Here is a 19,475-nt window from a genome sequence, read left to right on the forward strand (position 1 = left end):
TTACCCTTGGTGAGGGTGTTGCACTTCAGATTTGAGACCGCCCCCCGTATCAGTACCACTGAGCAACGAGAACTGTGCAACTCCGCGAATCGAAGGCAACTGCAGCACGCTGCCGCTCAGGCTCCCCGCAACCAAGCGCGCACCAGAAGCCGCATCCGTTCCCGGCAGGATACGCACCTGCACATTGGCTCCGGAATTGCTGGATACCGGCTGAATGGCGTCGTCTTGCACAAACGCCTGCATGATGACAGTACTGGGGAGGTTGCGAATGTCTGCATTGCCCTTCGTACCCATGTAGCTTCGTTCCGAGGGAACAACCATGCTCACACTCGCAGGCTTACCTGTCACCCCCCCGACGACGATATCAACGCTGGCGGAATGCACCTTCTGATCGCGCGGGTCTGTCACGCTGCAAGTAATACGTGCGGTGCCAGCCTGATTCTTCGCATGGAAGTGGAACGAATTGCCGCCGGAGTTCGAGCCGAGGGTGATGCTGCGGTAGGCCAACGGTACCTTCACCTTGCCGCCATTTCCATCATCCACTTCCTCTTCGTGTGCCGGGTCCCCATCGAGATAGTACAAGCGGCCCGAATCGAGACCGCCAGCCATATTGCAGCTGAAGACATTTTCCCCACCAGGAATTGCGCGATCGCCTTCCTTGGCCTGCACGTACAAGGTAGTGGAGAAAGGAGCGTAAACACCTTGACCCACCGGGTAGTTGCTGACATTCAGAGGCAATTGCGTCTTTTCGGCACGCAGCGTGATGCTGTAAGGGAAATGGGACTCGCCGCCACTGCCGCCTCCCCCACCGCACCCCACAAGCACGGCAGCTGCCATTGCAGAAATAACATTGAATTTAAAATTTTTCATAATTCACCCATTACAAACTTAACGCACTGGACCACGATCAGTAATTACTTTAGGAGTAATAAAAACCAACATCTCACGCTTGGTAGATTCTTTAGTGCGATTTTTAGATAAATTACCCACTACTGGAACATCTCCCAGCAAAGGAATCTTATTTTCTTGATTGGTCTCTTCCATTTCAAATATACCCCCAATCACCACCGTTCCACCGTTCTCGACAAGCACTTGCGTACGAATATGTTTAGTATCTATCGCTACACCCTGATCGGTGCTTTCCCCCCGGCTATCCTTGTTCACATCCAGATCGAGGATAATATTTCCCTCAGGGGTAATCTGAGGGGTGACTTCGAGTTTCAGAACCGCTTTCTTAAACGCAATCGTGGTAGCACCATTTGGTGCGGTTACTGAATAGGGATATTCTGTACCCTGCTCAATCAATGCCTTCGTCTGGTCGGCAGTAATTAAACGAGGACTCGAAACAATCTTACCCTGCCCATCCGCTTCCATGGCAGACAACTCTAGCGTTAGGAATCGATTAGCCGCCGAGTTAAAGATAGACAAAGCGAACGAGCCCATATCTCGCACGTTCGAGAGGGAAGCCGGCAGGTTAACGAAACTGCCGCCAACATCCACGTTGCCCCCAAAACCAGCTGAGTTAGTAGCATTACTGTAGTTGGTGCCTAGTGCAAGGCGATTGCCACCGCCCAAGGCATAACCTCCGTCTCCACCTCTGTTGGCACGCAAATCCCCGCCGCCCAAGCGTACGCCAAGGGAACGCCCAAAAGAATCCCGGGCTTCGACAATGCGTGCTTCAATCATCACTTGCCGCACGGGCACGTCAAGAGTGAGCAACAGTTGGCGGACCTCTTCAAGTTTTGCAGCCGTGTCAGTTACAAACAGCTGGTTAGTTCGAGGCTCAGCTAGCGCGCTGCCGCGCTCGGAAAGAAAACGAGTATTCTGGCTCGATCCCCCCCCCCCGCCGGATGAAGTGTTTGTCGTCAACTGAACTACCATGTCGGCAGCTTTCGCATAATTCAACTGGTACGCTTGCGTACGCAAAGGCTCTAGCTTTTGGATAGCCAATGCGGCCTCATAGTCCTTTTTCGTACGCTCATCGATTTCATCCTTCGGAGCGATCCACAGCACCGTTCCAGACTTGCGCATCCCCAGCCCTTTGGCGTCCATGATAATCTGCAAAGCCTGATCCCAAGGGACATCTTTTAGTCGTAATGTCAGTGCTCCTGTAACCGTATCCGACGTGACAATATTAAAATTCGTAAAATCGGCAATCACTTGCAATAATGAGCGAACCTCAATATTTTGGAAATTCAGCGACAATTTTTCGCCCGAGTATGTAGGTCCCTGGGTCAATTTAGTTAAATCAACCTTTTTCGGCCGAACTTCAACAACAAATTGATTATCGCTTTGATAAGCGCTATATTCCCATTCCCCCACAGGATCGATCATCAGGCGCACGCGTTCCCCCTGTTGGGTCGCAGTGATAGTCTGAACCGGCGTACCAAAATCCGACACATCCAACTTACGCCGCAATCCCTCGGGCAAGGATGAGCGCAGGAAATCAACGATTAATCCCTTCCCCTGCTGTTGTAAATCGACGCCTACCTGATTGTTGGGAAGTCCTACAACAATGCGCCCCGCACCGTCCGTGCTACGTCGAAAATCCAAGTCCTTAAGAGGTAGCACATCAACGTTCTGACTCTCAGCAAAGGAGCCGGCCTGAGACGTCGGCATTTTCGCAGATGAAGTTGCCGCCTCCAGCAATATCATCACAGCGTTACCTTGTGATTCGGCTCTATATGACGTGGGGTGCTTGAGGTTTAAGACTACGCGCGCCCGCTCTCCCGCCTGCACAATGTTGGCAGACTTCACGTTCCCTTGATTAATATCTATCAGCGTGCGGCCTGTGCCATTGGTCACCCCAGGAAAGTCAAGAGCAATACGTGCTGGGCTCTGGATTGAAAACCCGGTAGGGAGTTCTTGTGGTTCGGAAAACTCAATGCGTAGAACTTCGGCACCACCCTGCAAAAGGCCAGAGATAGATTCAATAGACCCCCGTGCCTGAGCTACGGACACGCTCAGCGCTGCGGTAACTATTACACCCATCATCCGTAAATATGCACGAAGACGTACTTTTTCTTGAATCATTTTTTCACCTCACTCCCCTCTTGCAGATCTAGTGTTGTCATCCGCTCTACCCAATCGCCAGATGGGTCCTGAACAATTTCTCGTAAACGGATGTACGTTTCAGTGATGCTGACAACTTTCCCGTAATTTTGCCCAAGATAATTGCCCACTCGAACCTGATATAACAATTTATCCACGGTTACTAACGCGGTAGGCACTTCCGTTTTGTTCATACTTCCCACCATACGAACTGCATCTAACGGATATGCCTCCAGCGGCTCTTTTCTTCTCGCCATTTCTGGTGCGATTAGCGAAGCATTGGCCGCGGACTCTGCAGAGTCCCGCCTTAATGCCAGCGTCAATTTCATTGAATTGAAGGGATCAACGCCACTATCCGCAATGTAGTCTTGAGGAAAAAACTGCTTGGGTTCCTTCAACGGCGTGACACGTGGTTTCGTTGTCGCACGCAGATCTGCCATCCATTGGCGAAGCTCATCCTCTCCGCTAGGCCCACACCCCGTCAGTATGAAAACGGCGGCTAGCGCGGCAATTAGTACATTGTGGTATCTCACTTCTTGGCCCCCTTAGCTGCGGCCTTCTGCGCTTGTATCTCCTCCGGATCAAGATAGCGGAATGTTCGCGCCGTGGCCTCAAGGGTCAAATTACCATTTAAGTCCTTTGAAGCAGGAGTAATTGACAGATTATTCAAGGTAACGATGCGCGAAAGATTCGCCACATCAGATGCAAAGGCCCCCATGTCGTGGTACTTGCCCGCCACTCGAATAGAGATAGGTAATTCAGCATAATAATCTTTAACCACGATCTGCCCAGGACGAAACAATTCGAACTGCAAACTTCGGCCAAGGCCTGCCTGGTTAATATCTGAAAGTAGCGCAGACATTTCCGCTTTGCTTGGCAGCTGTTTTTCCAACTGGATCACGTATTGCTGAATCTGCTCTCTTTGCTTTTTGAGCGCGTCTAGACTAACGGCTTTCACGAGTTTCTTCTGATAGTCCTCTCGCAACGTCTGCTCAGTGCTTCTCTCGGCAGTTAATTCCTGCTCATAGTCTGTCAACTTAAAAAACCAGAGAAATGTAGCTACACCTGCAGCGATGAGTACACAAAGTAACGCACGAGGCAACACCGGCCACAGAGAAGGATCTTTTGGGTCCAAATTCTGGAATTGCCGTTGCAAATCCTCTAGCAGTTTTGCGAAATCAAATTTCGGCTTATTTTTCTTTGCCATTTTTACTTCCCCGTGCCTGCTGCGCTGGCAGCTTCCATAGCCTTTTGGGCTTCAGCACTACGCACCAATCGGAAACGTAAATTAAAGGCGGCAACACGACGCTGATCTTTGGGAGTTAACGAAACGTTAGCTGCGACAATTTCGACCAATTCTGGCTTTGAGAACCAGGGCGTATTATTGGCCAGATTGCGTAGCATCTCTGAAACACGCTCATTAGACTGCGCCATCCCCTGCATGGTGACCGTCTGGTCTGCCTGCTTAAGACTTGTTATATAAACGCCATCCGGCAACTGCAAGACCAGCTCATTAAGAAGGTGTACGGGCAAATTTCGATCGGATTGAAGATCTTCTACAGCTTTTTGCCGAGCCAAAAGGGCAGCAATTTCTTCTTCAAGGGTCGCGATTTCCTTGATTTGTCCTTCAAGGACTTTGATTTCGCTTCGAAGAAAATTATTACGATCCTGCTGATCGGTAATCATCGCTTGAAACCACCAATAAATAGCCGCAGCAATGGCAAGGCCTACCAATGCTGAAGCGAGCATGACGGCTTGAAACGCCTCCCGCCTGCGTTTACGAGCAGCCTCCCGATGCGGGAGTAGGTTGATAAGAATCACTGCAGGAACCTCCGCATTGCCAGCCCACAGGAGGTCAAGTAAGACGGAGCCTCGCGCACCATCTTTTTGAGGCGGACACCCCCGCCTACTTCCATGCCATCAAAGGGGTTGATGACGCTGCACGCAAACCCCGTGTTCTGAATGACGGATTCCGTCAAGCCGGGCAGAGGGGCAGATCCGCCTGCGAGCATGATGTGATCCACGCGGTTGTATGGGGTGCTCGTAAAGAAGAACTGCAGCGCGCGGCTGATTTCCTGAGCGAGACTGTCCACGAAGGGGCGCAGGACAGCAGATTGATAGTCTTCAGGCAAGTCGCCATTGCGCTTCTTGCCCTCCGCTTCTTCTTGTGAGAACCCATACTGGCGCACGATCAATTGGGTCAACTGCGCACCACCAAAGGCTTGGTCGCGTTCATACAAGACATCGTCATTCCGAATGACCTGCATGCTCGTCGTCATTGCCCCCACCTCAAAGAGGGCAACGACCGCATCGGCGCCCCGATTGGGCAACCCTTCAATCAGCCGCCCTGCTGCCAAGCGTGCCGCATGCGACTCAATGTCGACGACCACGGGTTTCAGTCCAGCCGCCTCAGCGAGACCTTGACGATCTTGCACCTTCTCTTTGCGAGAGGCCGCAATCAGCACGTCGACATCGCCTGGCGCGCTCTTGCTGGGGCCCACGACGCAGAAGTCGAGGCTCACCTCGTCCAGCGAAAAAGGAATGTACTGGTTGGCTTCGGATTCCACCTGCACTTCCAGTTCCTGCTCGGACATCCCGCCGGGCAGCGTGATGCGCTTGGTGATCACAGCAGAGGATGGCAATGCAAGGGCGACATTCTTGGTTTTGGTCCCGCTCTTTTTCACAACGCGACGCAACGCCTCGGCGACTTCATCGAACTTTTCGATGTTGCCATCCGTGATCCACCCACGCTCCAGTTGCTCGATTGCACAGCACTCGAGAACCAGCGCCCCTCCCTTATCTCGCCCCAACTCCACCAGCTTGACGCTGGAAGAACTGATGTCCACACCCAGCAATGGGGCAGACTGACGACTGAACAACGACCCCATTGAGATCAAGGTGCCCCTCCGCTACTTATCTATATGACGCAACAAAACTTAACACTTCACATGAATGCTATCAGTAAGGTTTTTCACCAGCCAAGAGTTTTACCTTTCTCGCACAAAAGCGGCGTTGTCAAAAGCAGACGATTTTCAGGTGCTATCGCTGAAATGTCGGCCCTATTTTTTGCGCGCTGACCAGGGCAAGGCGGCCCAGCCAAGCCGACACGCCAAGATTTTTATAATGACGGGTTGCCTCGTATCGAGACCCTATGCCACAGCCTCCCGACAGAACATCTTCCCCGCCCACATCCTCAATGCCACGCGCCGTGCGCTGGCTTCTGCTGGGGTTCACGTGGATCCTTGGCCTGGGCGTCGCCGCAACGTTGACCGGTGCTCTCGCCATCGGACTGGGCCTTGCGGTGGCATATCCCAATCTGCCTGATGTGTCCGATCTGGCGGACTACCGCCCTAAGCTACCCCTGCGGGTGTACTCCGCAGAAGGCGCATTGCTGGGAGAGTTCGGTGAGGAGCGGCGCAACTTGACGCCCATCCAGGACATCCCCCCTGTGATGACCAACGCAGTGTTGGCGATCGAAGACGCACGCTTCTTCCAGCACGGGGGCGTGGACTACAAAGGGGTGTTGCGCGCTGCGCTGGCCAATCTAGGACGCGTAAAAAGCCAGGGGGCTTCCACTATTACCATGCAAGTGGCGCGAAATGTTTATCTTTCTTCCGAAAAAACATTTACCAGAAAAATTTACGAAATATTACTTACATTTAAGCTCGAGCATCTGTTAACAAAAAACCAGATTCTCGAGATCTACATGAACCAGATTTATCTGGGGAATCGCGCCTATGGATTTGCAGCAGCCGCAGAAACCTATTTTGGCAAGCCGCTGAAGTCCATATCCATTGCCGAAGCAGCCATGCTTGCTGGCCTTCCGAAGGCCCCATCCGCTTACAACCCCATCTCCAACCCCAAGCGCGCAAGGATCCGGCAGCTGTACATCATTGATCGCATGCTGGAAAACGGCTTCATCACTGCCGAGGAAGCCACTGCTGCAAAGCAAGAAGATCTCAAGCTGCGCTCGTCGACGGATTCGACCCGTATCCATGCGGAGTACGTGGCTGAGATGGCGCGTCAACTCATCTACGCGCAGTACGGCCCCGAGGCATACACGCGCGGATTGAATGTGTACACCACGCTGAATGCCGGCGAGCAGGAGACAGCCTACACCGCGTTGCGCAAAGGCATCATGGACTACGAGCGCCGACAGCACTACCGCGGGCCTGAGCGGTTTGTCAGCCTGCCCTCCGCGTCTGAGGAGACCGAAGACGCCATCGACGACGCTCTGGCCAACCACCCGGATAACGGCAATGTGCTCGCCGCGGTCGTGCTGGAGGTCAACGCCAAGAGGATTCTGGCGGCCCGCGCCGATGGCGAACAGATCGAGATCACGGGCGAAGGCCTCAAGCCCGCGCAGTCCGGACTCAGCGAGAAAGCCCCGCCCAACATCAAACTGCGCCGGGGCGCGGTCATCAGGGTCGTACAAACACCCAAGAAGACTTGGGAAATCACCCAGCTTCCTGAGGTGGAAGGTGCTTTCGTGGCCATCGATCCGCGTTCCGGTGCCATACGTGCCCTGGTGGGCGGCTTTGACTTCGACAAGAACAAGTTCAACCATGTCACCCAGGCCTGGCGCCAGCCAGGTTCGGCGTTCAAGCCGTTCATCTACTCCGCCGCTCTGGAAAAGGGCTTCACACCTGCCACGGTGATCAACGATGCTCCCTTGTTCTTCAGTGCGGGCGTGACAGGCGGGCAACCCTGGGAGCCCAAGAACTACGATGGCAAGTACGACGGTCCCATGACCATGCGCGCAGGGCTTGCCCGCTCCAAGAACGTCGTCTCCATTCGCATCCTGCAGGCTGTCGGCCCCAAGAACGGGCAGGACTGGGTGACCCGTTTCGGATTCGAAGCCGACAAGCATCCCCCCTATCTGACGATGGCGCTGGGCGCAGGCTCTGTCACCCCGATGCAACTCGCTTCGGCCTACGCGGTGTTTGCCAACGGCGGCTACCGCGTCAACCCCTATCTCATCACCCGTGTCACGGACCACAAGGGACGCATCCTGTCGGATTTCCAACCTCCCGCCGTCACAGACAACCCCCGCGCCATTGAGCCACGCAACGCGTTCATCATGAACAGCATGCTTCAGGAAGTCGCGCGCTCCGGCACGGCGGCACGTGCACAGGCCACGCTCAAACGCCCCGATATCTATGGCAAGACAGGAACGACCAATGATGCAGTCGATGCGTGGTTTGCAGGCTTCCAGCCCACGCTGGCTGCTGTGACGTGGATCGGTTACGACACGCCGCGCAACCTCGGAAGCCGTGAGACCGGCGGCGGACTCAGCCTGCCGGTCTGGATCAGCTTCATGGAAAAAGCGCTTAAGGGCGTCCCAGTGGCAGAGCCCACCGTACCCGCAGGCGTCGTGAACGTGAGTGGCGAATGGTTCTACGAAGAATATGCGCGCAACGCGGGCGTCGCCAGCCTGGGTATGGAGAGCGCCACCCCCACCGATGGTGCGCCGGCTCCGGGAACACCGCCTCCCCCCGAAGAGCGCAACCGCATCCTCGACCTATTCCGTAATTGATGAAGAGGCGGGCCCGTGCGCCCGCGCAATCAATTGCGCAGCCCTTCGCTCGTGGATCGAGCCGCGCTGTCGCCGCTAATCGGTGAACTGGAGCGCTTCCCCCGCTTGCAAAGTGGCGTTGTGGCTGAGCGCTGCAAAGAATTCGCCGGCACCCTTGGTATCCATCCACGCCGTCCCGTCATGGCGGAAGTGATATCCGCCGGATTGCGCCGCCATCCATATCTCGTGCAGCGGCTTTTGAAGGTTAATCACGATCTGGCTGCGGTTGCGGAAAGTGATGGTCACCATGCCCCCCGTACGCTGGCCATCCAGATCAGCGTCGGTGGTGTCGTTGATACGGTCGCAGCTTTGTTCCACCGCCAGCAGCAGCTTTTCTGCACGGTCCATGAATTCGAGGTCGGTCATTACAATTTGCGTATGTTCAGAGCTCGTCAAATTCTAGTCAGGACGATTGTCCTTGCTGTGAGCACGGCAGCCTTCGCGGCCTGTGGCCAACGGGGTCCGCTTTACCTGCCCACGGACCCGGCTGCCGCGCAGCGCGCCACACTCCCTGAAACCCTCAACCCCGCCGCCTCGCGGGCTCCCGCCTCGTCGCCAGCCGATTCCGCTTCTACCACCCGTCCATGACCCATCCCCTTCTGCCCGGCCACCCCCACTTGCACTACCACGACCAAGCGCTTCAGTTGGAGGGCCTTCGCCTTGCCGACCTGGCCCGGGAGTTCGGCACGCCCCTCTACGTCTATTCCCAGGCATCCATGCTGGACGCCCTGGGGGCCTACCAGCGCGGGTTCGCTGGGCGCAAGGTGCAGATCTGCTATGCCATGAAAGCGAACTCGTCGCTCGCTGTCCTGCAGCTTTTCGCACGCCATGGCTGCGGCTTCGACATCGTTTCTGCCGGCGAACTGCAACGCGTGATTGCAGCCGGCGGCGACCCGGCGAAGGTGATCTTTTCCGGCGTAGGCAAGACGCGCGCAGAAATGCGCCAGGCGCTGGAGGTCGGCATTGGCTGCTTCAACGTGGAGAGCGAGGCAGAACTCGACGTGCTGAGCGAAGTGGCCCAATCCATGGGATTGCGCGCACCGATCAGCATTCGTGTCAATCCCAACGTGGACGCCAAGACCCACCCCTACATTTCCACGGGCCTCAAGGGCAACAAGTTCGGTATCGCCCATGAACGCACGGTTGCCACCTACCAGCGCGCAGCCGCCCTGCCCGGCTTGCGCGTGGTGGGCATCGATTGCCACATCGGCTCCCAGATCACGGAAGAGAGCCCGTATCTGGACGCCATGGATCGCATGCTGGACCTCGTGCAAGCCATCGAGGCCGCAGGCATCGCGATCCACCACATCGATTTTGGCGGTGGTCTGGGCATCGATTACAACGGCGACACGCCACCACGGGCCGACGCGCTGTGGGCCAAGCTGTTGGCCAAACTGGACGCGCGCGGCTACGGTGACCGCCAATTGATGATCGAGCCCGGTCGCTCCTTGGTGGGCAACGCCGGTGTTTGCCTGACGGAGGTGCTCTACCTCAAGCCCGGCGAGCAAAAGAACTTCTGCATCGTCGATGCGGCCATGAACGATTTGCCGCGTCCGGCGATGTACCAGGCCTACCACGCCATCGTGCCCCTGCAGGCAACAGCCCCCACGGCCGTGTCGCACGTGTATGACGTCGTCGGCCCGATCTGCGAAAGCGGGGACTGGATCGGCCGTGACCGCAACCTGGCGGTGGCAGCGGGCGATATGCTGGCGGTGCTGTCCGCCGGGGCGTACTGCAGTTCCATGGGGAGCACCTACAACACCCGCCCCCGACCCGCCGAGGTGCTGGTGGACGGAGCGCGAGCCCACCTCATCCGCACGCGCGAAAGCGTGAACGACATCTTCCGCAGCGAAAAGCTGGTACCGCAGGGCAACCCTTGATAACTATCAAGGAATAACCATTTCGCTCTGAGTACTATTGCACTTTCATTGCGGAGTCACCTGCATGCCTCAGGAACCTCTTGAACTCTACCGGGACAAGAACCACACTTGTCTGATGTTCTCGGACCTTGTCGAGGAGGATGGGCAGGCGGTTCAGGCCAACCAGTTCCTGATCGTGGACGACGACACGGGCGCCATCATCGACCCGGGCGGCAATCTGGCGTTCAACGAGTTGTTCATGGGCATGTCCAAGCACTTTCCGCCCCACAAGCTGTCCTACCTGATTGCGTCGCACGCCGACCCCGACATCATCGCCTCGCTGGACCGCTGGTTGAGCAGCACCAAGGCGACGCTGGTCATCTCACGCATCTGGGAGCGCTTCGCGCCGCACTTCACCAAGCTCGGCAAAACCGAGAACCGCATCATCGGGGTGCCCGACAGCGGCGGCCGCCTGCCGCTGGGCCGGCACGAGCTGGTGCTGCTGCCCGCGCATTTCATGCATTCCGAAGGCAACTTCCACTTCTACGACCCGGTCAGCCGCATCCTGTTCACGGGCGACCTGGGCGTCTCCATGACCTCGGGCGCCGACGCGCGCGTGCCGGTGACCCATCTGGCACCGCACATTCCACGCATGGAAGGCTTTCACCGCCGCTACATGGTCTCCAACAAGATCCTGCGCCTGTGGACGCGCATGGCGCGGCAACTCGACATCGCCATGGTGGTTCCGCAGCACGGCGCGCCCATCATGGGCAAGCCGGCCATCGACGACTTCTTCCAATGGCTCGACAGCCTGATGTGCGTATTCCACGCGATGGCGGACACGATTCCATGCTGATGGCGGACAGTGTTCCAGCGTGATGGCGGACAGTGTTCCACGCTGAAGGCGGACAGCATTCCAAACTGATGGCGGACACCTGCGGGGTGTTCTGAGTGACCCGAACGCGGCATACGCTGCCCGGTTTTTTGACCGGAACCAGCGATGCCCACACCCAGGGTCACCATGAGCAAACTACGACACACACTGCAACTGCTGCACCGCGGGGCCTTGAGCACCCGTCAAATCGGTGCCGCCCTCGGCATCTCCAAATCCACTGTCAGCGAGATAGCCAGCTACGCGCGCGTGGCCGGCGTGGACTGGGCACTGGCCCAGAGCCTGAACGACGACGAACTCCAGGCCCGGCTCTACAAGCCACCCGTGGCGCGCGAGTCCCGGCACCTTGAACCCGACCACGCCCACATCCACCGCGAACTGCGCCGACCTGGCGTGACGCTGCAGTTGCTTTGGGAGGAATACCAGCAACAGCACAGCGGGCAGGCGTACAAGTACAGCGCCTTCTGCGAGAAGTACAAGGCCTGGGCCCGGCGCCTGCAGCGCTCCATGCGCCAGACCCACACGGGCGGTGACAAGCTCTTTGTGGACTACGCCGGCCAGACCGTTCCCGTGGTGGATGCCGACACTGGCGAGATACGCCAGGCCCAGGTCTTCGTGGCCGTGCTGGGCGCATCGAACTACACCTACGCCTGCGCCACCGCCAGCCAGAAGACCACCGACTGGGTGGCCAGCATCATTAGCGCGCTGGAGTTCATCGGCGGCGTGCCCCGCCTGCTGGTGCCTGACCAGCCGCGCGCCCTCATGGCCCGACCCGACCGTTACGAGCCCACCGCGCACCGCCTGCTCGAAGAGCTCTGTGCGCACTACAGCCTGGCCGTGATGCCCGCGCGCCCGGCCAAGCCACGCGACAAACCCAAGGTGGAGGTCGCTGTGCAGGTGGTCGAGCGCTGGATTCTGGCCAGGCTGCGCCACCAGACCTTCTTCAGCCTGGCCGAGCTCAACCGGGCGATTGCCGCCTTGCTGGTGGACTTGAACCAGCGCGCGTTCAAGAAGCTGCCGGGCAACCGCACTAGCGCCTTCGCCGAACTCGACCGGCCAGCCCTGCGCCCCCTGCCGCCGGTGCGCATGCCCATCGCGCGCTTCAAACCCGCCCGCGTCAACATCGATTACCACGTTGAGCTCGATGGCCACTACTACTCGGTGCCCCACGCCCTGGTGGGTGAGCCGGTGGAGTTGCGCATCACGGCCGGCACGCTCGAAGTCCTGCACGGCAGCAAACGCGTGGCCGCCCACGCCCTCAATCCCCGACGGGGTGCACACACCACCACGCCCGAGCACATGCCGGCCTCGCACCGGGCGCACCTGCAGTGGACGCCGGCCAAGCTCATCGCCTGGGGTGAGCGCGTGGGCGCGGCCACCGCCGCCGTGGTGCGCTGGCAGATGGAGCACCGCCAGCATCCCGAGCAGGGTTACCGCTCCTGTCTGGGCCTCATGCGCCTGGGCCGTGAGTACGGGGCTGACCGGCTGGAGGCCGCCTGTGCGCGGGCGCAGTCGATTCGCTCACCGTCCTACAAGAGCATCGCCTCCATCCTGGGCTGCGGCCTGGACCAGCGGCCGCTGGATGCGCCGATGGCCGCACAGGCGAGCCTGCCGCTGCACGAGAACGTGCGCGGGCCGGGCTACTACCACTGAACTCCAACGTGCAAGCAAACCTAACAAGGAAGAACCATGCTCAACGAACAGACCTTGAACCAACTGCGCGCCCTGCGCCTGGACGGCATGGTGGCCGCCCTCAGCGACGCGGCCACCCACATCACGGCCAGCGAGCTGCCCTTTGAACAACGCCTGGCGCTGCTGGTGCAGCGCGAGGTGGACTGGCGTGACAGCAAGCGCCTGGAGCGCCTGTTGAAGGCGGCCCGCCTGAAGGTCTCCAGTGCCTGCCTGGAGGACATCGACTGGCGCGCCAGCCGGGGCCTGAGCCGAGAGGTCATCACCAGCCTGGCCGGCGGGGACTGGCTGCGCCATGGCCACAACGTGCTGCTCACCGGCGCCACCGGGTGCGGCAAGACGTGGCTCGCCTGCGCACTGGGGCAGCAGGCCGCGCGCCTGGGCTTCTCGGTGCTCTACACCCGCGCGCCACGGCTGCTGCAGGAGCTGCACGTGGCCCACGGCGATGGCAGCCTGGGCAAACGGCTGGCGCAACTGGCGCGGCTGGACCTGCTCATCCTGGACGACTTCGGCATCGCGCCGATTGCCGCGCACGAGCGAAACGACCTGCTGGAATTGCTGGACGACCGGGTGGGCACGCGCTCGACGCTCATCACCAGCCAGTTGCCGGTGACGGCCTGGCACGCCTGGCTGGACGAGCCCACGCTGGCCGACGCCATCCTGGACCGCATCGTGCACGGCTCGCACAAGATAGCCCTCAAGGGCGAGTCGATGCGCAAGCTCACCAAGGCCGTCTGAGCCGGCCGCGCCGACCGCCATTCCACGCTGATGGCGGACACTTCGGCTACGATTTGAGCGTCACTCAGGACACCCGCGCAACGTGTCCGCCATCGCCTGGAACGCTGTCCGCGATGGGAATGGAATCACTGTCCGCCATCAGTGGAATGCGCACTGATGTGTGGCATCGACCTGTTTGATGACCGCGCCTACCAGATCCCCACGGGTCACATCGATCCCGTCACCCGCCAGGTGCGCCCTGCGCTGCAGGCCGTGCGCGCCTGAAAGTTTGATAAAAATCGGCTCTAGCGCTTACCCAGAAAGCGCTAGCAGCTATCTAATTAATAGCAATCAGACGGCACGGCGGCGCCGGCGCAACCAAGGCCGAGCGAGCAGCAACGCCGCCAGGATGGCGGCATAGACCGCCACCTCGGCAAAGTCGTTCTTGCCCGACCGCATCCAGAAAAAGTGCAGGATCGCCAGCCCCGCGGCCAGGTACACGCCGCGGTGCAGTTGCTGCCAGCGCCGCCCGCCCATCCAGCGCATGGCCCGGTTGAACGACGTGGCCGCCAGCGCCAGGAGCACCGCAAAGCAGCCCATGCCCACCAGGATGAAGGGGCGCTTGAGCACGTCACGAAGGATTTCCGGCACATCCAGCCCCATGTCGAACCAGCCGTAGCACAGCAAGTGGAGTGCCGCGTAGGCGAAGGTGTACAGACCCAGCATGCGCCGAAAGCGTGCCAGCGGCGGCTGGGCCAGCGCCAGCCTCAGGGGTGTGACTGCCAGGGTGAGGCACAGCATGCGCAGCGTCCAGTCGCCCGTGGAGCGGATCAGGGCTTCGGCAGGGTTGGCGCCCAGGCGATCGGCGGCCGCCCCATACACCAGCCAGGCCAGTGGTAGCAGGCACAGCACAAACAGCACCGGCTTGGCTGCCGGGTGCAACAACACGCGCGCACCCCAGCCGCGACCCGCCAGCGCGGGAGTACTGCCCGAAAGGCGTGCATGCACCATCAGTAGAACTTGCGCAGATCCATGCCCGCGTAGAGCTGTCCCACCTGGGCCTCGTAGCCATTGAACAGCAGGGTCTTGCGCTTCTTGGCGAACAGTCCGCCCTCGCCGATACGCCGTTCGGTGGCCTGGCTCCAGCGCGGGTGGTCCACATCTGGATTCACGTTGGAATAAAAGCCGTACTCCTGCCGTGCAGCCTTGTTCCAAGCGGTACCAGGCTCCTTCTCGACGAAGCGGATCTTGACGATGCTCTTGGCGCTCTTGAAGCCGTACTTCCACGGCACGACGATGCGCACCGGTGCGCCATTCTGATTGGGCAGCACCTCGCCATACATGCCGAAGGCGAGCAGCGTGAGCGGATGCATGGCCTCGTCCAAGCGCAGGCCTTCGGTGTAAGGCCAGTCCAGCACACGCGAGCCCACGTAAGGCATGGTGGCTTTGTCCGCCAACGTGACGAACTCGACGTACTTCGCACTGCCCTGCGGCTCCACCCGCTTGATCAACTCTGCCAACGAGTACCCCACCCAGGGGATCACCATGGACCAGCCCTCGACGCAGCGCAGGCGGTAGATGCGCTCCTCCTGCGCACTGAGCTTGAGCAGCTCGTCGATATCGAAGCGCCGTGGCTTGTTGACCAAGCCTTCCACTTCTACGGTCCAGGGGCGGGTTTTCAGGGTATGGGCGTTGCGCGCGGGGTCGCTCTTGTCCGTGCCGAATTCGTAGAAATTGTTGTACGTGGTGGCGTCCTGGTACTCGGTGACCTTCTCCATGGTCACCGCGCCCGGCACGGCGGACGGCGCACCCGGCAGGGGTGCGAGCCTCCCCGGGCGGCGGACTTGGTCAGCGAGGGCAACACGCCCTGCCCAGCCGGCCATCGCCGCGCCACCAGCACCCGCTGCCAGCAGGCGGAGCATGGCGCGTCGCTGCTCATAGACGGCGCGCGGCGTGATCTCGCCGGCGCAAGGGTGGATATAACCGTTGTCTCGGGTAGGAATCAACATGGGGGTCCTTCTGGCAGCCGCATCTGCCACAGTCTGCATGAGACACAGACTGCCCGCAGGGCCCGCAGGTTCCCCCCTTGGACGCCGAGGGTTACAAGGTTCCGTAGCTGTGCAGCCCGCTCAGGAACATGTTCACGCCCAGAAAGGCGAAGGTGGTCACCGCCAGGCCCACCAGCGCCCACCACGCCGACATGGTGCCGCGCAAACCCTTCATCAGCCGCATGTGCAGCCATGCCGCGTAGTTGAGCCACACGATCAGCGCCCAGGTTTCCTTGGGGTCCCAGCTCCAGTAACCGCCCCAGGCCTCCGCGGCCCACAGCGCTCCCAGGACCGTGGCGATGGTAAAGAACGCAAAGCCCACGGCGATGGACTTGTACATCACATCGTCCAGGATCTCGAAGGACGGCAACCGCTCGGCAATGCGCCGGCGCGCCAGCAAGATGCCCGCCACGATCAGCGCAGAAACGCCGAAATACACCATCCAGTAGCCACCGCCGTTGTCGGCCGCGCCCTGGCGAAAGACGATGGGCTCAAAGCACAGCACCACGCCCAACAGCCACAGCGGTGCCAGTTTCCACCAGCGCGTTTCGCTCGCCTGCTGTTTGATCAGGTAGGCAAAGGCCACCATGGCTGACAGCGCGAAGGTGCCGTAGCCGATGAAGTTGGCCGGCACATGCAGCTTCATCCACCAGCTCTTGAGCGCGGGCACCAGCGGCTGGATCTCATGCGCCTCGCGCACGACCGTGTACCACAGCAGAAAGCCCACGGCGGCGCTCACCACCAGCATCACGAAGCCGCCGAGCGCGCGGGTTTCGTACTGCTCCTCGTAGTACAGGTAGAACACGGCCGTCATCCAGCAGAACATGACGAACACCTCGTAGAGGTTGCTCACCGGGATGTGGCCGATATCCGGGCCGATCTGGTAGCTTTCGTACCAGCGCACCATGGTGCCAATCAATGCCAGCGCCACGGCCACCCACGCAATGCGCGAGCCGATGCGCATCATCGTCTGCCCTTGACCGCGCGAGAGCATGCCCACCCAATAGAACGCGGTGCTCATGAAGAACAGCATGCTCATCCACAGGATGGCCGACTGGCTCGACAGAAAGTACTTGAGTCCGAAGACCGTGTCCGCGCGCGCCAGGTCGCCCGCGCCATTGTTCTGGTACAGCCCGATGGCCAGCAGCGAGCACGCGGCCACCATCAGCATCAGTGTGCTCAGCGGGCGCCAGAACCAGCCCAGCCAGATCGCGCTGGGAATGGAGCCCAGCAAAATGGCCTTCTCATACACATCCATGTACACCGCATAGCGCTGCAGCGCGAAAACGCCCCCCGCGACCACCAACAACGCAAACAGCCAGTCCCACCAGCTGCGGCGTGCGAAATACCCTTCGCTCAACGTGAGCGTGGTCGTGGCTGTATTCATGAGGCACCTCCGTGCGGGGATGTTCCGATCAATTGGGTGGTGAGCTGCGCGAATTCACGATCCGCGTCCAGCGTCTTGCGGTTGGTGGACAGCGCCATCGTCGCGCGGGCGCCCGCGTCCTGCGGCGCCAGCCAGACCCATACGCGGCGTTCACGCACGTAGAGCATGGCAAACACGCCGATGATCAGCAGCGCGCAGCCCAGGTACACCACGTTCTTGCCCGGCGCGCGCGCCACCTGGAACACGCTGGCCTGCACCTGCTTGAAGTCACGCAGCTCGAACGCCAGGGGCACCGGATAGGCCTGTGCATCGCTCAGGCTCAACACCGCCTGCGTCATGAACGCCTGCGTTGCGCCATTCTGTGGCAAGGGGGCCAGGCCTGCACGTTCGCGGGTGATCTGCGCCAGTTCGAACAGGGCGCCGTTGAGGATGCGCACCAGCACCTCGCTGGCGCGGTTGCGCTCGTCTTCGGGCACATTGGCCTCCATGAAGTCCGAGATCGCCTGCAGCCCGCCACGCGGCCGGCCGGCCGCCGCAGCAGGCTCGTCGATCGCACCGGCGAACAGCGCGAGCGCGCGCCCTGCCGACTGCGCGAGTTGCTCGGCCAGCTCGGGGCGCGCCCCATCCACGGCCGCTGCCGCGTAGCGACGCACCGCCAGCTCGCGCATCTGCGGATTGGCCAGTGCCAGGCGCATGCGCAAGAAGCCGTCCATGCCACCCTCGGCATCCACCGGCACGCGCAGGTAGCGGAAGGGCTCCGCGGGGGTCTCACGCACACCCAGCAAATACATGGGCTGACCGTCGCCCGTGTCCACGGGCAGCATGAAATTGTGGAACTCCCGCGCCTGGCCCGCGGCATCGCGCAGCTTGTAGGTGATGCTGGGGCCTACGTTGCGCAGTTCGCGCTTGCTCACGGTTTTGTTGCCGGCACCCAGGCGCGATTCGATCGATTCGCGCAGATCCACCTTGCGCACGTCAGCGCCCGAACCGCTGGCGCCGGTATCGCCGAAGTTCTCCACATTGAGCACCCGCAGCCCCGTGAACTCCAGCGTCATGCCTTCGCCCGAGCCCGAGTGCGTGAGGCGCGTGGAGCCGCCGATCACGCCTTGCACATCGAAGGGTTCCGCGCCAGGCACCATGGGACGCGCACGCAGGTGCACTTCGGAGCCGCCATCGTCAAAGCTGGATTGGTAAATTTCGATGCCCCGGTAGCTCACGGGATGGTTGACCTCCACGCGCGCCGGCGTGGCCTCGCCCGTGGCGCGGTCGTGGATCACGATCTCGCTGGCGAACAGCTTGGGCATACCGGTGGAGTAATGCTCCACGATAAACTTCTTGAGCTCGACGGCAAACGGCAGTTCTTGCAGCAGTACGCCGTCGGACTGGCTCAGGATGGCGGTGCCGGACTGCGTGCCCTCGGCCACCACAAGATTGCCGCGGAACGTGGGATTGCGCTCGGACAGCCGGTGTTCGGGCTTGACCTCGGAGATCAATCCCGAGCCCGCATAGGGCGTCTTGCCACCAAACCACATCTGCGCCCGCACAACGAGATCGCCGTCCAGCAGGCCGCCCAGGCACACCAGCACGATGGCGCTGTGCGCGGCGATATAGCCCAGCTTGTTGGCGGCACCGGCCTTGGCGGCCACCATCCAGCCGTCACCTGCCGGGGTCTGGCGCTGCTGCAGGCGCACCTTCCAGCCTTTGGCAACCAGTTGCTGGCCCACGCGGCGCGCGGCCGCCTCGGGCGTTTCGGCCGGCAGCTCCGCGCTGGCCTTGTGGTGGAACGCCTGCAGGCTCTTCTCGCGGATGTCTTCCTTGTAGGTACGCAGATCCGCCAGATACTTGGGCGCATGCCGGGCAATGCACAGCGAGGTGCTGACCACCAGAAAGCCCAGGATCACGAGGAACCACCAGGCGCTGTAGACCGCGTTCAGCTTGAGCGCCAGGAACACCTCCGCCCAGAACGGGCCGAACTGGTTCACATAGTTGACGGCCGGCTCGTGCTGCTTGAGCACCGTGCCGATCACCGAGGCAATACAGATCACGGTCAGCAACGCGATCGCGAAGCGCATGGACGCCAGCAGCTCGGTCATCGACCGCATGGCGTGCGTCCGGGGGGCGCTGCTAGGACCGAAAGTGGTGTCAGACATGAAAGACGCGAAGGCCGGGAGGAATCCACCTACGCCAGTCAACCCTGCGTGCGTAGGCCCATGAGAAAGGGCGGGCCATCCGTTCAGATGAGCCCGCCCGTCTTGGG

General features: G+C 60.3%; 17 protein-coding genes and 1 pseudogene. 7 read left to right on the forward strand and 11 right to left on the reverse strand.

Annotated elements, in window-relative coordinates; genetic code table 11:
* The 6 genes from MRB47_RS16805 to MRB47_RS16830 are packed head-to-tail and all read right to left on the reverse strand — an operon-like array spanning position 1 to position 5,939.
* Positions 1–870, reverse strand: coding sequence for a hypothetical protein (locus MRB47_RS16805; RefSeq protein WP_252101252.1), 870 nt, complete (start codon positions 868–870; stop codon positions 1–3).
* An 18-nt stretch (positions 871–888) separates the two neighbouring features.
* Positions 889–3,033: a type IV pilus secretin PilQ gene (pilQ, locus tag MRB47_RS16810; protein WP_411275708.1), complete on the reverse strand. Its 2,145-nt coding sequence runs from the start codon at positions 3,031–3,033 to the stop codon at positions 889–891.
* Complete coding sequence (locus MRB47_RS16815) at positions 3,030–3,584, reverse strand: pilus assembly protein PilP (RefSeq protein WP_287805337.1); 555 nt, start codon at positions 3,582–3,584, stop codon at positions 3,030–3,032. The genes pilQ and MRB47_RS16815 overlap by 4 nt, the downstream gene beginning before the upstream one ends.
* Entirely contained in the window at positions 3,581–4,258 is a 678-nt protein-coding gene (locus MRB47_RS16820; RefSeq protein WP_252101254.1) for a type 4a pilus biogenesis protein PilO, read from the reverse strand. The genes MRB47_RS16815 and MRB47_RS16820 overlap by 4 nt, the downstream gene beginning before the upstream one ends.
* Positions 4,259–4,260: 2 nt before the next feature.
* Positions 4,261–4,872 carry a PilN domain-containing protein gene (locus tag MRB47_RS16825; RefSeq protein ID WP_084002064.1) on the reverse strand — a complete coding sequence of 204 codons (612 nt, stop codon included), beginning with the start codon at positions 4,870–4,872 and terminating at the stop codon, positions 4,261–4,263.
* Complete coding sequence (locus tag MRB47_RS16830) at positions 4,869–5,939, reverse strand: pilus assembly protein PilM (RefSeq protein WP_088887567.1); 1,071 nt, start codon at positions 5,937–5,939, stop codon at positions 4,869–4,871. Before MRB47_RS16830 ends, MRB47_RS16825 begins: the two co-directional genes overlap by 4 nt.
* Before the next feature lie 308 nt (positions 5,940–6,247).
* Between MRB47_RS16830 and MRB47_RS16835 the strand changes: the two genes are divergently transcribed.
* The gene (locus MRB47_RS16835) at positions 6,248–8,587 is read left to right on the forward strand and encodes a penicillin-binding protein 1A (RefSeq protein WP_376785885.1); all 2,340 of its coding nucleotides are present in this window, start codon (positions 6,248–6,250) and stop codon (positions 8,585–8,587) included.
* Between the two features lie 75 nt (positions 8,588–8,662).
* Here the strand turns inward: MRB47_RS16835 and cyaY are convergent, their stop codons facing one another.
* On the reverse strand, positions 8,663–8,992 hold the full coding sequence (gene cyaY, locus MRB47_RS16840; RefSeq protein ID WP_012655694.1) for an iron donor protein CyaY: 330 nt from the start codon (positions 8,990–8,992) through the stop codon (positions 8,663–8,665).
* 12 nt (positions 8,993–9,004) lie between these two features.
* Between cyaY and lptM the strand changes: the two genes are divergently transcribed.
* From lptM to MRB47_RS16870, 6 genes and pseudogenes are all read left to right on the forward strand, one after another.
* On the forward strand, positions 9,005–9,214 hold the full coding sequence (gene lptM / locus MRB47_RS16845) for an LPS translocon maturation chaperone LptM (protein ID WP_088887569.1): 210 nt from the start codon (positions 9,005–9,007) through the stop codon (positions 9,212–9,214).
* The gene (gene lysA, locus MRB47_RS16850; protein ID WP_252101256.1) at positions 9,211–10,506 is read left to right on the forward strand and encodes a diaminopimelate decarboxylase; all 1,296 of its coding nucleotides are present in this window, start codon (positions 9,211–9,213) and stop codon (positions 10,504–10,506) included. The genes lptM and lysA overlap by 4 nt, the downstream gene beginning before the upstream one ends.
* Positions 10,507–10,570: 64 nt before the next feature.
* Positions 10,571–11,341: an MBL fold metallo-hydrolase gene (locus tag MRB47_RS16855; RefSeq protein WP_252101257.1), complete on the forward strand. Its 771-nt coding sequence runs from the start codon at positions 10,571–10,573 to the stop codon at positions 11,339–11,341.
* A gap of 144 nt (positions 11,342–11,485) precedes the next feature.
* Positions 11,486–13,030, forward strand: a complete 1,545-nt coding sequence (gene istA, locus MRB47_RS16860; RefSeq protein ID WP_252100662.1) for an IS21 family transposase — start codon at positions 11,486–11,488, stop codon at positions 13,028–13,030.
* A 36-nt stretch (positions 13,031–13,066) separates the two neighbouring features.
* The gene (gene istB, locus MRB47_RS16865; protein WP_011805003.1) at positions 13,067–13,804 is read left to right on the forward strand and encodes an IS21-like element helper ATPase IstB; all 738 of its coding nucleotides are present in this window, start codon (positions 13,067–13,069) and stop codon (positions 13,802–13,804) included.
* Positions 13,805–13,957: 153 nt separating this feature from the next.
* Positions 13,958–14,068: pseudogene (locus MRB47_RS16870) on the forward strand (MBL fold metallo-hydrolase); the annotation flags it as partial.
* 66 nt (positions 14,069–14,134) lie between these two features.
* On the opposite strand, the gene MRB47_RS16875 reads toward MRB47_RS16870, so the two are convergent.
* The 4 genes from MRB47_RS16875 to MRB47_RS16890 form a co-directional block, all read right to left on the reverse strand.
* On the reverse strand, positions 14,135–14,794 hold the full coding sequence (locus MRB47_RS16875) for a sulfite oxidase heme-binding subunit YedZ (protein ID WP_252101258.1): 660 nt from the start codon (positions 14,792–14,794) through the stop codon (positions 14,135–14,137).
* Positions 14,794–15,792, reverse strand: coding sequence for a protein-methionine-sulfoxide reductase catalytic subunit MsrP (msrP, locus tag MRB47_RS16880; RefSeq protein WP_047350982.1), 999 nt, complete (start codon positions 15,790–15,792; stop codon positions 14,794–14,796). The genes MRB47_RS16875 and msrP overlap by 1 nt, the downstream gene beginning before the upstream one ends.
* 91 nt (positions 15,793–15,883) lie before the next feature.
* Positions 15,884–17,218, reverse strand: a complete 1,335-nt coding sequence (ccsB, locus tag MRB47_RS16885; RefSeq protein WP_252101259.1) for a c-type cytochrome biogenesis protein CcsB — start codon at positions 17,216–17,218, stop codon at positions 15,884–15,886.
* On the reverse strand, positions 17,215–19,368 hold the full coding sequence (locus MRB47_RS16890) for a cytochrome c biogenesis protein ResB (RefSeq protein ID WP_252101260.1): 2,154 nt from the start codon (positions 19,366–19,368) through the stop codon (positions 17,215–17,217). Before MRB47_RS16890 ends, ccsB begins: the two co-directional genes overlap by 4 nt.
* Between the last annotated feature and the right edge of the window lie 107 nt (positions 19,369–19,475).

Source organism: Diaphorobacter sp. LI3 (assembly GCF_022807955.1).
Taxonomy (GTDB): domain Bacteria; phylum Pseudomonadota; class Gammaproteobacteria; order Burkholderiales; family Burkholderiaceae_C; genus Diaphorobacter; species Diaphorobacter nitroreducens.

Excerpts from the sequence above, each read along its gene's own strand:
- istB (WP_011805003.1), top strand. The coding sequence starts at position 13,067 with ATGCTCAACGAACAGACCTTGAACCAACTGCGCGCCCTGCGCCTGGAC.
- MRB47_RS16820 (WP_252101254.1), bottom strand. The coding sequence starts at position 4,258 with ATGGCAAAGAAAAATAAGCCGAAATTTGATTTCGCAAAACTGCTAGAG.
- msrP (WP_047350982.1), bottom strand. The coding sequence starts at position 15,792 with ATGTTGATTCCTACCCGAGACAACGGTTATATCCACCCTTGCGCCGGC.
- lptM (WP_088887569.1), top strand. The coding sequence starts at position 9,005 with ATGTTCAGAGCTCGTCAAATTCTAGTCAGGACGATTGTCCTTGCTGTG.
- lysA (WP_252101256.1), top strand. The coding sequence starts at position 9,211 with ATGACCCATCCCCTTCTGCCCGGCCACCCCCACTTGCACTACCACGAC.
- MRB47_RS16855 (WP_252101257.1), top strand. The coding sequence starts at position 10,571 with ATGCCTCAGGAACCTCTTGAACTCTACCGGGACAAGAACCACACTTGT.
- MRB47_RS16890 (WP_252101260.1), bottom strand. The coding sequence starts at position 19,368 with ATGTCTGACACCACTTTCGGTCCTAGCAGCGCCCCCCGGACGCACGCC.
- ccsB (WP_252101259.1), bottom strand. The coding sequence starts at position 17,218 with ATGAATACAGCCACGACCACGCTCACGTTGAGCGAAGGGTATTTCGCA.
- MRB47_RS16875 (WP_252101258.1), bottom strand. The coding sequence starts at position 14,794 with ATGGTGCATGCACGCCTTTCGGGCAGTACTCCCGCGCTGGCGGGTCGC.
- istA (WP_252100662.1), top strand. The coding sequence starts at position 11,486 with ATGCCCACACCCAGGGTCACCATGAGCAAACTACGACACACACTGCAA.
- MRB47_RS16830 (WP_088887567.1), bottom strand. The coding sequence starts at position 5,939 with ATGGGGTCGTTGTTCAGTCGTCAGTCTGCCCCATTGCTGGGTGTGGAC.
- MRB47_RS16805 (WP_252101252.1), bottom strand. The coding sequence starts at position 870 with ATGAAAAATTTTAAATTCAATGTTATTTCTGCAATGGCAGCTGCCGTG.
- MRB47_RS16835 (WP_376785885.1), top strand. The coding sequence starts at position 6,248 with ATGCCACGCGCCGTGCGCTGGCTTCTGCTGGGGTTCACGTGGATCCTT.
- pilQ (WP_411275708.1), bottom strand. The coding sequence starts at position 3,033 with ATGATTCAAGAAAAAGTACGTCTTCGTGCATATTTACGGATGATGGGT.
- cyaY (WP_012655694.1), bottom strand. The coding sequence starts at position 8,992 with ATGACCGACCTCGAATTCATGGACCGTGCAGAAAAGCTGCTGCTGGCG.